Origin of the sequence: Agrobacterium leguminum (genome assembly GCF_005144435.2) — a bacterium.
Taxonomy (GTDB): Bacteria; Pseudomonadota; Alphaproteobacteria; order Rhizobiales; family Rhizobiaceae; genus Agrobacterium; species Agrobacterium leguminum.
In genome coordinates this window covers 449471-461456 of record NZ_CP120212.1, presented here as the reverse complement: position 1 = coordinate 461456, position 11986 = coordinate 449471, and the positions used below count along the sequence as shown (strand labels likewise).

11 protein-coding genes and 1 riboswitch are annotated in these 11986 nt (G+C 61.9%); of the genes, 5 read left to right on the top strand and 6 right to left on the bottom strand.

What is annotated here, in order from left to right; genetic code table 11:
* Positions 1 to 69 precede the first annotated feature (69 nt).
* The 6 genes from CFBP4996_RS16610 to argE all read right to left on the bottom strand — a co-directional run bounded on the left by CFBP4996_RS16610 (position 70) and on the right by argE (position 7118).
* Positions 70 to 2037 carry a hydantoinase B/oxoprolinase family protein gene (locus CFBP4996_RS16610; RefSeq protein ID WP_080854500.1) on the bottom strand — a complete coding sequence of 656 codons (1968 nt, stop codon included), beginning with the start codon at positions 2035 to 2037 and terminating at the stop codon, positions 70 to 72.
* Positions 2038 to 2040: 3 nt separating this feature from the next.
* Positions 2041 to 4083: a hydantoinase/oxoprolinase family protein gene (locus CFBP4996_RS16605; RefSeq protein WP_080854501.1), complete on the bottom strand. Its 2043-nt coding sequence runs from the start codon at positions 4081 to 4083 to the stop codon at positions 2041 to 2043.
* Positions 4084 to 4211: 128 nt separating this feature from the next.
* The gene (locus CFBP4996_RS16600) at positions 4212 to 4667 is read right to left on the bottom strand and encodes a GNAT family N-acetyltransferase (RefSeq protein ID WP_080854502.1); all 456 of its coding nucleotides are present in this window, start codon (positions 4665 to 4667) and stop codon (positions 4212 to 4214) included.
* Complete coding sequence (locus CFBP4996_RS16595) at positions 4664 to 5020, bottom strand: cupin domain-containing protein (protein WP_035264219.1); 357 nt, start codon at positions 5018 to 5020, stop codon at positions 4664 to 4666. The genes CFBP4996_RS16600 and CFBP4996_RS16595 overlap by 4 nt, the downstream gene beginning before the upstream one ends.
* Before the next feature lie 26 nt (positions 5021 to 5046).
* Positions 5047 to 5970, bottom strand: a complete 924-nt coding sequence (locus CFBP4996_RS16590) for a 2-hydroxyacid dehydrogenase (RefSeq protein ID WP_080854503.1) — start codon at positions 5968 to 5970, stop codon at positions 5047 to 5049.
* Positions 5971 to 5993: 23 nt separating this feature from the next.
* Positions 5994 to 7118 carry an acetylornithine deacetylase gene (gene argE, locus CFBP4996_RS16585; protein ID WP_080854504.1) on the bottom strand — a complete coding sequence of 375 codons (1125 nt, stop codon included), beginning with the start codon at positions 7116 to 7118 and terminating at the stop codon, positions 5994 to 5996.
* 203 nt (positions 7119 to 7321) lie between these two features.
* On the opposite strand from argE, the gene CFBP4996_RS16580 reads away from it, so the two are divergent.
* The 5 genes from CFBP4996_RS16580 to CFBP4996_RS16560 all read left to right on the top strand — a co-directional run bounded on the left by CFBP4996_RS16580 (position 7322) and on the right by CFBP4996_RS16560 (position 11962).
* Entirely contained in the window at positions 7322 to 8200 is an 879-nt protein-coding gene (locus tag CFBP4996_RS16580; protein ID WP_080854505.1) for a GNAT family N-acetyltransferase, read from the top strand.
* Between the two features lie 39 nt (positions 8201 to 8239).
* Positions 8240 to 8474, top strand: a riboswitch (cobalamin riboswitch).
* Positions 8475 to 8632: 158 nt separating this feature from the next.
* Positions 8633 to 9664: an ABC transporter substrate-binding protein gene (locus CFBP4996_RS16575; RefSeq protein WP_080854506.1), complete on the top strand. Its 1032-nt coding sequence runs from the start codon at positions 8633 to 8635 to the stop codon at positions 9662 to 9664.
* Positions 9661 to 10689: a FecCD family ABC transporter permease gene (locus CFBP4996_RS16570; RefSeq protein WP_080854507.1), complete on the top strand. Its 1029-nt coding sequence runs from the start codon at positions 9661 to 9663 to the stop codon at positions 10687 to 10689. The genes CFBP4996_RS16575 and CFBP4996_RS16570 overlap by 4 nt, the downstream gene beginning before the upstream one ends.
* Positions 10686 to 11486, top strand: coding sequence for an ABC transporter ATP-binding protein (locus CFBP4996_RS16565; RefSeq protein WP_080854508.1), 801 nt, complete (start codon positions 10686 to 10688; stop codon positions 11484 to 11486). The genes CFBP4996_RS16570 and CFBP4996_RS16565 overlap by 4 nt, the downstream gene beginning before the upstream one ends.
* Complete coding sequence (locus CFBP4996_RS16560; RefSeq protein WP_080854509.1) at positions 11483 to 11962, top strand: pseudoazurin; 480 nt, start codon at positions 11483 to 11485, stop codon at positions 11960 to 11962. The genes CFBP4996_RS16565 and CFBP4996_RS16560 overlap by 4 nt, the downstream gene beginning before the upstream one ends.
* The last annotated feature ends 24 nt before the right edge of the window (positions 11963 to 11986 follow it).

Sequence of the window (11986 nt, the reverse complement as noted above, 5' to 3'; positions counted from 1 at the left end):
CGGTGAATGAAAATCCTGTTTTGCCACCGGCAGACAGCGCAATCTTCGGCGGCCGGTATATGCCGCAGGTCAAACGCCGTAGCGGGCGCTTATACGGTCGAAAATCCCGGCCATCCGCTCGCTAAGGGGGCGGGGATCATCGCCCTCGTTTTCGACCGCTTCAAATACCCGGTGTTTTAGGAAGAAGCGCCATCCCACCGGCGATTTTTGCAGGAATTGCGTCAGGAGATCATAACGTTCCGGGGTCCAGACCGCCTCGAAGGCGAGCCGCTCCGGTCCGTAGCTGATGATATCGTCCGTCTTCCGGCGCGGCACGGCGCGCAGGGCAGCCGTTGCCTCCTCATCGATCTCGTCACCGTTGAGCACCACCCCATAGTGTCTCGCAGCATTTTCTGCCGAGACCGCACCACGCCTCACATCGCGCAGCACGGCCAGCTGCGGGCGGGTGAAGGGGTCGCCGTAACCGCCGGCTCCCGGTCCTATGACACGAATGACATCGCCCGGACCGCAATGGACGATATCGGTATTGCCGAGCGAGATTTCGCCCTCGGTATCGGGATTGCGGAGGAAGCGGGAAATCAGCCCCGGACCTGCGCCATTGACACCCCAGCTCGCCATCACCGAACGGTTGCGGTTGCGGGCCGTGACCACCGTTTCCGGGGAGGATATTTCAAACTCCATGACAGCCGAAAGCCCGCCGCGAAAACGGCCCGCCCCGCCGGTGTCGCGTTGCAGCCCATAACGGCGGAAAAGGATCGGTACTTCCGCTTCGCTGATTTCAATCGGCGTGTTGCGCAGAAAACCGGTGGCGCCGCCGGCGCCGTCGCTGCCGTCGCAGAAGGGCGTGCCGCCGCCGCCGCCGCCGACCGGGCCGATGGAGGCCATGACCGGGCGGCCGTTCCTGTCGCTGGTCTTGATGTTCATGATGGCGTTTCCGCCGGGTGAGGCGGCGGGAATAAGCTCCGGCAGCGCCTTTGCAAAAGCGCCGATGGTGACGATCTGCGTCATGGCGCAGGTCAGCGAACGCATGCCGACGGCGGCCGGGCGCTGGCAATTGACGATCGTGCCTTCCGGCAGCACGGCCCGCGCCGGGCGCAGCGTGCCGGCATTCAGGAGCAGGCTGTTATCGAGCGTATAAAGCACATAGGTCAGTCCGACCATGACGAGTGAATGCCGCTCGCGGCCGCCGGTCGGCATGTTCAGCGACGAGCCGAGCTGCGGATCGCTGCCGGTATAGTCGAGGACGGCTTCGCCGCCTCGGATTTTCAGCGTCAGCGCCACGCGGCATGGCCGGCCCCCGACGGAATCCTCATCGGCATAATCGGCAAAGAAATAGTCGCCATCGGGCACCCGGGTGAGGATTTGCCGGGTCTGCTCTTCCGCATAGTCGAAAATCTGGCGCACACCGTCCAGAAAATCGTCAAAGCCGAAACGGGCGATGATCTCCTGCATCTTGCGTTCGCCGATATTGACGGAGGCGATCTGGGCGTGGAGGTCGCCGATATTCTGCTCCGGCATGCGGACATTGGCCTTCATCATGTCGATGATGAAGGGATCGAGCCTGCCTTTGCGCACGAGCTTGACCGGCGGGATGCGCAGGCCTTCCTGCTCGATTTCGGAAAGCGAGCGGGACAATGAGGCGGGAACCGCGCCGCCGACATCGGTATTGTGGATGTGTCCAACCACGAAACAGGCAATTTTGCCCTCATGGAAGACCGGTTTCCAGATGTGGATATCTGGAGAGTGAGTGGCGACGAAACCGCTATAGGGATCGTTGGTGATGCAGATATCGCCCTCTTCATATTCCTCGAACATGGAAAGCAGCGGCGCGTAGTCGATACCGCTATACCAGGGCGCGCCGAATTGCCGGGGATTGGCGAAGGCCAGCCCCTCGCGCGTCACCACCTGGCAGGAAAAATCCTCGGTTTCCTTGACGAAGGCGGAGTGGGCGGTGCGCATCAGCGTAAAGGCCATGGCGTCGGCGGCGGCCGAGCAGAAATTGGCGAGCACCTTGAGATTGCGGCGATCGATGGTCATGGGTCAAAACTCCCGCTTGGTGATGACGAGATTGCCGAAACGATCCACATGGACCGTAAAGCCGGGCGGCACGACGGTGGTGGTATCGTCCTGAAGGACGATGGCGGGGCCGTCGAAATCGTGACCGGCCGCCAGATTGTCACGGTGATAGATCGCCAAGTCGTGTTCCATGCCGCCAAACCAGCCTTTCGTGTGAAAGCGCGGCGTTGCGGGGCCAGTGGCCGCGCCTGTCTCGCGAAGCGGCGGCTTCGGTGTTTTCCCGGAGACGACAAGCCTGAGATTGACCATCTGCACGGCCGCCCGTTCATCGGAATGACCGTAGAGGCGGGCATGTTCCTCATGGAAAGCCCTGTTTATCGCGCCGGCGTCGCCGCTGCCCAGCCATTCCGGCTGGAGCGTTGTTTCGATTTCGTAGGATTGGCCGCGATAGCGCATGTCGGCGGAAAGCCGCATCTCGCAATCGCCGTTAAAACCCTGTTCTTTCAGCCAGTTGCGGCCGGTTTCCTGCATTTTGGCGAGAAGGGGGGCGAGATCGGAGGCCTCCCTGTCGTTCACATCGCAATAGGTGGTGCGGATGAAATCGTTCTTCAGATCGGCAATCAGGCCGCCGAGCGCGGAAACGACACCGGGGGTGGGCGGCACCACCACACCCTTCATGTCCAGCTCGCGGGCGAGGAAGCAGGCGAGCATCGCGCCGGCGCCGCCGAAAGCGAAGAGGTGAAATTCGCGCGGGTCGATGGCGAAACGGGAGGTGAGGGCGTTCACCTCCGCATACATGCCGGAGACGGCGATATCGACGATGTTGCCGGCGAGCGCCTCGACGGAAAGGCCGAGTTTTTCAGCGAGCGGCGAGAGCGCGGCGCGCGATGCGGCGTGATCGACGGTCACCGCGCCATAACCGAGCGGCATATGGCCGATGAGATTGGCGGCCGCCATGGCATCCGTGATCGTCGGGCGGTCGCCGCCGCGTCCGTAACAGGCCGGCCCCGGCGTCGAGCCGGCACTTTCAGGCCCGACCTGCAACAGCCCGAGGCTGTCGACCCATGCGACCGAGCCGCCGCCCTGGCCGACGGAGCTGACCGAAACGGAGGGGACATGAATCTGGAAATCGCCGATCAGCTCGCCGACCCCATATTGGGCCTCGCCATCAAGGATCACGGCCACATCGGCGCTGGTGCCGCCGATATCGAGGCTCATCACTCGCTCAAAGCCGCTGGCCTTTGCCAGATAACCCGCGCCGATGACGCCGGAAGCGGTGCCCGAGAGGATCATCTGCACACATTCCCGCCGCGCCTGATCGATGCCCATGACACCGCCATTGGTCTTGGTGATGAGCAGCGGGCAGGCAATGCCTTGCCCGCGCAGCACCGTTTCGAAACGGTCGAGGTAATGTGCGACGCGCGGCTGGACATAACCGCTGATGACGGCGGTGACGGTGCGCTCATATTCGCGGATGATCGGCCATGTCTCGGCAGAGGAGACCACCGGCAATTGCGGCGCGATGCGTTCGATCATCGCCTTCACGGCCCGTTCGTTTTCAGGGTTGCGGTAGGAATGCAGGAAGGCGAGCACGATGCCGTCGCAACCGGCTGCAAGGGCGCCGGCGACAGCCTGTGCCACATTCTCTTCGTTCGGAGCGAGCTTTACCTCGCCGGTCGCCAGCATGCGCTCGGCGATACCGAAAACCCGTTCGCGCGGGATGAGCGGTTCCGGCCGCACGGAATAGAGATTGTGGATCTGCGGTATTTTCAGGCGTGCAACGCCCAGCACGTCCTCGAAATTTTCGGTGGTGAACAGCGCGACCTTCTGGCCGTTGCGCTGGATCACGGTGTTGACGCCGACGGTGGTTCCATGGGTGAAATAGGAGACGTCCTTCGCTTCGATGCCGTCGCGCTTTTTCAGCGTATCGAGCGCGAGAAGGATTTCTTCTCCGGGCGCATCGGGGCGGGAAAACACCTTCAGGGTGGAAAGCGCGCCGGTCCCATCGTCGAACACGGCAAAATCCGTAAACGACCCGCCCACATCGACGCCAATGCGATATCCCATCTCTTCCGTCTCCTTTTCCAGTGCGGACGATGCTGTCATCGGGACCGGAAAAGGGCCAAGCATTTATGGGGTAAGGGTCATAGCCCCAGGTTATGAGGATGGCCGAGATGGCCCATAGGGAGGGTTGTTCAACCCTCGCCGGGTTTCGGCACCGTCATGTAATATTCGGGATGCGGCGCTGCGCGATAGCCGGCCTTTTCGTAAACGCCATGGGCGTCGCGGGTCGCCAGCATCCAGCTCGATACCGTCGAAAGCTCCGGGTGTTTGCGTATCTCGGTGGCGATCCAGGACGCAAGGCCGCGACCGCGATGATCCTCCACCGTGAAGACATCGCGCAGATAGCCGAAAACGGCATAATCCGTCACCAGACGGGCGAAGGCGGCCATGGAGCCGTCAGGGGCGTAAACGCCGACCGGCAGCGAATGCGAAAGCGCCCGCTTCAGCCGGTCGGCGGTCATTCCCTGCGCCCAGTAGGAATCGCGGGCGAGAAAACCATGGACCAGATCGAAATCCACCCGTGTCGGATCGGTGCTCAGCAAATAGCCGTCGCGGGTGATTTCGAAAATGGCCGGTTCCCAGTTCATCCGTTCACCGTAACATAGATCTTGCGGACGGTTTCAATGGTTTTCCACACGCCGACGAAGCCCGGCTTCATGACGAAACTGTCGCCAGCCGTATAACGCAGCGGTTCGCCGCCTTCCGGCGTGATTTCGATGACGCCTTCGAGGATATGGCAGAATTCGAAGGTTTCGCCCTTGATCGAACGGCTTTCGCCCGGCGTCGCTTCCCAGATACCGGTGTGGACGGTGCCGTTGCGGGCTTCGTCCAGCGGCCAGGTCTTGAAGGACGGATCGCCGGAAATGAGGCGTTCCGGCAGGGCCTTGGAGGCTTTCGGTTCGAAGGCGGGGTGCGTGTCGATGGTCTTGAGAAGCGGCATGGGTGTCCTTTCCTGGAACGGTATGATCAATATCCGCGATTGCGGTCGACGAGGCCGAGCGGCTCGAGGCCGGACTGGTATCGTTTGATGTTCTCGACAACGGTGCGCGCTGCCGAATGCGGCTGGGTGACGCTGGCGATGTGCGGCGTCAGGAGAATTTTCGGATGCGTCCAGAAGGCATGGTCTTCCGGAAGCGGTTCCGGATCGGTGACGTCGATCACGGCACCCGAAAGCCTGCCGCTGTCCAGCGCATCGATGAGGGCGTCGTGGTCGAGCTGTTTGCCGCGCCCGGCGTGAACCAGCCCCGCACCCTCGGGAAGCATCCCCAGGCGTTCGCCATTCAGAAGTCCCGTCGTTTCGTCGGTCAGCGGCAGCAGGCAAACGAGAATATCGCTGGTCGAAAGGATCGTGGACAATCCGGCTTCGCCATGATGGCAGGTCACGCCATCGATCTCGCGCGGTGAACGGCTCCAGCCGGAAAGCGGAAAACCGAAGGGTTTCAGCCGTTCCAGCGCCGCAACGCCCAGCATGCCGAGGCCGAGAACGCCCACCCGGCAGTCTTCCGCCTGATGCTGCGGCAAGGCCTTCCAGAGTTGCTGGCGCTGCTGCTTCAAATAGACCGGCAGGTTGCGGTGAAGCGCCAGCACGCCGAGGCTCACATATTCCTGCATCATGCGGATGATGCCTTCATCCACCATGCGCACGACTTTTACATGCGCAGGGACGGTGTCGATGCGAAACTGATCGACGCCCGCACCGATGGAAAACAGGATTTCGAGATTGCGGTAGCGGCCGATATCCTCCGGCACGGTCCAGGTGATGAGGTATCGAACCGCATCCGGATCGACGCTTTCGGCATCCATCGAAAAGGGCAGTTCCGGCAGCTCGCGGGCCAGAGCCTGCCGGAAAATCTCGCCGCGCTTCGCGTCGGAATTGAAGAAGAAAGTCATCTGAAATCCGTGGTTACGAAGGTTTAAACCGTGCAGCGGTTCGCCAGTGTTTCCAGCATTGACTGGCAGGCCGACAATTCGCCGGCCGTTATGAATTCGTCCGGTTTATGGGCGCGGCCAATATCGCCCGGGCCGCAGATGATGGCGTCGATGCCGGCCGCCTGAAAAAGCCCGGCCTCCGTGCCATAGCTGACGGCGGCGATGCAGGGCGCGTCGGTCAATTCTTCCATAAGTTTCACGAGCGGCGCATCGGCGGCAAGGGACAGCGCCGGATAATCGCTCATCGGCGTCCATTCTATGTCGATGCCCTCGGCGGCGAGCGCTTCGACGCCGTCGCGCACCGGCTGGAGCAGGGCGAGTGGCGACACGCCAGCAATCGCCCGCGCCTCCAGTTCGATGGCGCAGAGATCGGGGATGATATTGATCGCCTGTCCGCCTTTCGCCGTGCCGATCTGCAGGGAGGAATAGGGCGGCTCGAACGTCGCTTCGAAGGGACCCTCGGTGAGAGCCTGCGCGGTCTCGACCGCCTTTGCCATGATGCCGGTCATCAGATGAATGGCGTTCACGCCCTGATCCGGCCGCGAGGAATGGCCGGAGCGACCGCGAATGGTGATGCGTGCGGCGGCCTTGCCCTTGTGGGCGCGCACGGCGCGCAGATTGCTCGGTTCGCCGATGATCGCGCCCGCCGGTTTTGCGCATAGTTCCGGCAATCGGGCGATGAGATGCGGAACGCCGCGGCAGCCCGCCTCCTCGTCATAGGAAAAGGCGATGTGAACGGGCCGCTTCAGCGCCATGCGTGAAAATGCCGGTGCTGCGGCGAGAACCGTGGCCAGAAACCCTTTCATGTCGGTGGTTCCGCGTCCGTAGAGACGCTCGCCTTCGGCTCTGAGGGTAAAGGGATCGGAGGACCATTCCGGCTCACCGGCAGGCACCACATCCATATGGCCGGACAGGATGTATCCGCTGGCATCGGTCGGGCCGAAGCTGGCGAAGAGATTGGCGCGGTCGCCTTCCGGGCCGGCAAGCAGCGATACTTTCGCGCCGTGGCTTTCCAGATAATCGGCGATCCATCCGGCAATGTCGCCATTGGCGGTTCCGACCACCGACGGGAAGCCGACAAGACGCTCCAGAATGTCGATTGCGTTCATGGCTGTCTCCGTCGCTTCAACGCCGAAAAGCTTAGAGCGGCCTGCGGTGTTTATCTGCTGAAATACGGGTGATTTCAGTAGATTGTTGTGTCCTTCCAGCGCTTTCGGAAAATTCCTGCTGACGAGGCTGGTTATCTTCGGATGTCGTGAGCTGGGCTGCGGGGATCAAGGTTCCGTGCCGGAGGGAATGAGAGCCGTTTGTCATGGAGCTGCTCAAAGTCGATAGTTTCGAGTTGCGGACAGTGGATATCGCCGATGTGGAGGCCGATCATCTGCATGCTTTGTCCATGGCTGTCGGATGGCGATATCACGCGAATGAATGGTGTTTCCTGCGGCAGTGCGGCGTCGGCCTTGCCGCGCTTGACGAAATCGATCGCGTTGTCGCAACGGCAATGCTGTTTCCCTATGATGAGGCTTTCGCGACGGTCGGCATGGTCATCGTTTCCCCGCGTTTGCAGGGGCAGGGCGTCGCACCATGGCTGGTGGGCCAGCTCATTGCGGGCTACCCTGAAGCCGCCCTGCGGTTGAACGCCACGGAAGCCTCGCGACGGCTTTTCGCACGGCTGGGTTTTTCCGGAGATACCGAAAAAGTACATCTCCTGCGCGGCAAGGCGCGCTGCCCTGCCGAGATACCGACGCTTGGAAGAAAACAGAGAATTGAGCCGCTGTCCGAGGATCATTTGTCCGCCGTGGCGGATCTGGATCGGACGGCTTTCGGTGTTTCGCGCCGGGGCGTCCTGCAACGCCTTCTCCGGGAAAATACGGGTTACGGTCTGTTCGAGGCCGATCGTCTTGCCGCCTTTGCATTGCGGCGTGCGGCGGGGCGGGGCCATATTGTCGGCCCGGTCGTCGCCGGTGACGAGGCGGATGCGATTGCGCTGGTGAGGCGACATTTTTCCGATCTCGACGATCAGCTTGTCCGTCTCGATGCCGTGCGGGATAGCGGTCTTCTGACCGAGTTCCTGGCGCAATCCGGGCTGGTGGTGATCGAAACGCTCACCGCCATGTCGAAAGGCGCGCCGCAACCGGCAGGCTCCGGTTCCGCAAAGATTTTCGCCCTGGCGGGCCCGTCTTTGTGCTGAGGTGCGGCACTATCGCAATTGACGCCCCGCCTCTTGCCCCTTATGTGAGAAAGCGACGGTTCCTGCAGCCGAAAGGCGAAGGGATTAATAGGGAACATGGTGCGGGCGATCTTTTTCGCCCAATGCCGTGGCTGCCCCCGCAACTGTAAGCGGATTGTCGTTCATCCCCGTGACGCTTCAAGGCGTCATGCCACTGTATTCTCCGGAATGCGGGAAGGCAGATGAGTGACGCAAATCCGTGAGCCAGGAGACCTGCCGTCGAAATATAAACCATCGTTACGGGCGGGGAAGCCCGGAAGAGGAGATTGTAATGTTATTTCATAACATTTCGTTTGCGTCCTATTACCGTTCTCCGTACAAGACGTCCCGCTGTTGCTGCGCGTTCTGACGCCTGCTGCTCTGGAATAAGATTTACTTTCGACTGGAGAACACATGTTTCATTCTAGACGCCTGCCGGTCCATGCCGGTTTTCTGGCCGCTGCGCTTGCGGTTTTGCCTGTCGCCGGCGCCAATGCTGCCGAAACCACCTATCCCCTGACGATCAACAGCTGCGGTCAGGAGATCACCTTCAAGCAGGCGCCCGCCCGCACCGTGTCCGTCGGCCAGAGCACAACCGAGGTTCTTTACCTCCTCGGCCTCGCCGACAAGGTGGTCGGCACGGCGCTGTGGATCGGTCCGGTTCTGAAGGGCTACGAAGAGGCCAATGCCAGGGTCGAGCGTCTGGCTGACAATGATCCGAGCTTCGAGGCGGTCATCGGCAAGAAGCCGGACCTCGTGACGACGCAGTTCCAGTGGCAGATCGGCCCGGAAGGCGTTGTCGGAACACCGGCGCAATTCGCCGAGCTTGGCGTTCCCGTTTATACCTCGCCCGCCGATTGCATGGGCAAGGACAATTCCGGCGGCGGTGACGGCGTGCGCAACACCGTCTTCACCATGGATCTGATCTACCAGGAAATCCGCGATCTCGCCAAAATCTTCAACGTGCAGGATCGCGGTGAAGAGGTCGTTGCCGACCTGAAGAAGCGTGAAGAAGCCGCCCGCGCCAAGATCGCCTCCGCCAACGGCAAGCTTTCGGCCGTCTTCTGGTTCTCCAGCGCCGAGCTGGATATCGATCCCTATGTGGCCGGCCGCAATGGCGCTCCCGGCTACATCATGTCCGCGCTGGGGTTGAAGAACGTCATCGAAAGCGATGAAGAATGGCCGACCGTCGGCTGGGAAACCATCGCCAAGGCCGATCCGTCCATCATTGTCGCCGGCAAGATGGATCGCCGCCGTTTCCCGGCTGACGATGTCGCCGTCAAGCTGAAGTTCCTCGCCACCGATCCCGTGGCCAGCATCATGCCAGCCGTCAAGGAAGGTCATGTGTTCGAGATGGATGCGCAGGCGATGAACCCGACCATTCGCACCATTGAAGGCATCGAAACGCTGGCCGAGGCGATTTCGGCTGCCGGCCTCGCCAAGTGAACGGTCTTTCCATCCATCTCGGCAGGGTAGGGCTGGCTTTTGCCGCGCTCGCCCTGCTGCTCGTCGCGCTGATGGCCGGGGCGGCCATCGGCGAGACTGCCATTCCTTTTGACGTCGTGGCGAAAACAATCGCCAACCGCGTCTTCCATGCGACCTATCCGCTGGAACCGCTGGATGAGGGCATTGTCTGGAGTTACCGCCTCAGCCGCGCCGTCGTCGCCGCCTGTTGCGGCGCTTCTTTGGCGCTGGCCGGGGCGGTGCTGCAATCGCTTTTGCGCAATCCGCTTGCCGATCCTTATATTCTCGGCATTTCCGCCGGCGCCTCCACCGGTGCCGTCGCTGTCGCGCTGCTTGGCTTCGGAGCGGGGTTCCTGACGATGCCGGCCGGGGCGCTCATCGGTGCTTTCGTCGCGTTTTCGCTGGTCAGCCTTCTGGCAGTGCGGGCGGGACATGGCAACAGCGCTATCATTCTGGCCGGGGTGGCCGGGTCGCAGCTGTTTAATGCCATGACCTCTTTCATCGTCACCAAATCCGCCAATGCCGAACAGGCGCGCGGCATCATGTTCTGGCTGCTGGGCAACCTTTCGGGCGTGCGCTGGCCGGATGTCTGGCTGGCGCTGCCGGTCAGTCTTGCGGGACTTGCGGTGTGTCTCTGGTATGCCCGGGCGCTCGATGCCTTCGCCTTCGGCGGTCAGGCTGCTGCCTCGCTCGGTATTCCGGTGCGCTGGGTCTATGCGGTGCTGATCTCCGTTTCGGCGATCATGACGGCTGCGATGGTGTCGCTGGTCGGCTCCATCGGCTTCGTGGGCCTCGTCATTCCGCATGCCGCGCGCATCTTCGTCGGCGTTCGCCATGGTATATTGCTGCCGGTGACGGCGCTGACCGGCGCGGTTTTCATGATCGTCGCGGATATTCTCTCGCGCATCGTCATTCCGGGGCAGGTGCTGCCCATCGGCGTCATCACCGCGCTCGTCGGCGCGCCCGCCTTTGCCTTCATCCTTGGGCAGAAGAGGGGGCGTTCATGAAATTATCCGCCCACGACCTGCATTTTCACGCCGGCAATATCGACATTGTGCGCGGGGTCTCGCTCGATGTCGGTTCCGGTGAGTTTCTCGGCGTCATCGGACCGAACGGTTCCGGCAAAAGCACGCTGCTTTCCATGCTGGCGGGCATTCGTAAACCACGCCGGGGGCACGTTACGCTCGGGGGTGAGCCGCTTGTCTCATTGGGACGGCGAGACCTTGCCCGCCGGCTCGCCTTCGTGGAGCAGCAGGCCGAAACCACCGAACGCATTACCGCACGACAGGCGGTGGAGCTTGGGCGCACGCCCTATCTTGGGCCGCTTTCCGCCTGGTCGCAGAAGGATGACGCCATCGTTGATGCAGCACTTGCCAATGTCGACATGGCCGACAAGGCGGAGCGCAACTGGCACCATCTTTCCGGCGGCGAACGCCAGCGCCTGCATATCGCCCGGGCATTGACGCAGGAGCCGCATATCCTGCTTCTGGACGAACCGACCAATCACCTCGACATAGGTCACCAGATCGGCCTGCTCGATCTGGTGCGCCGGCAGGGCCTGACCGTTGTGGCGGCGCTGCACGATCTCAATCACGCCGCCATGTTCTGCGATCGCGTCGCCATCATGCATCGGGGCGAGATGATTGCGGTCGGTCCGCCGCGGGAGGTTCTGACGCCGGCGAGAATAGCCGCCGTCTTCGGGGTGGAATGCGTCGTCACCACGGATGAGGGCGGCTTTTCCCATATTCGTTTTCTGCCGGCCCACGGGCGGGCCAAGCATCCAAGGAAAGTACTGGCACGATGATGACATTGACGACGCTCGCAAACGCCGCTGCAAGGACCAGACTGTTTTGGGCCGCTGCCGTCATTGCCGTGGCGTTCACGGGATTTCCGCTTCAGGCTTCAGCCGAGACCTTCGAGGTGAAAATGCTGAACCGGGGCGAAAAAGGCCCGATGGTATTCGAGCCCGATTTTCTCGAAATAGCGCCCGGCGACCGCGTGCGCTTTGTGCCTACCCACAAGAGCCACAATGCCGCGACCATCGATGGCATGATCCCGGAAGGTGTCGAAGGTTTCAAAAGCCGGATCAATGACGAATTCGAGACCGGCTTTGAAAAGCCGGGCTTTTATGGCATCAAATGCTCGCCGCATTACGGCATGGGCATGGTCATGCTGATCAAGGTCGGCGAGGCGACCCTGCCGCAGAGCTACCGCACGGTGGACGTGCCCGGCCGGGCGAAGCCAAGGTTCGAGGACCTCTTCGAGCAGGCGGAAAAATGAGGCTGCATTGAGCTCTCATCCGTC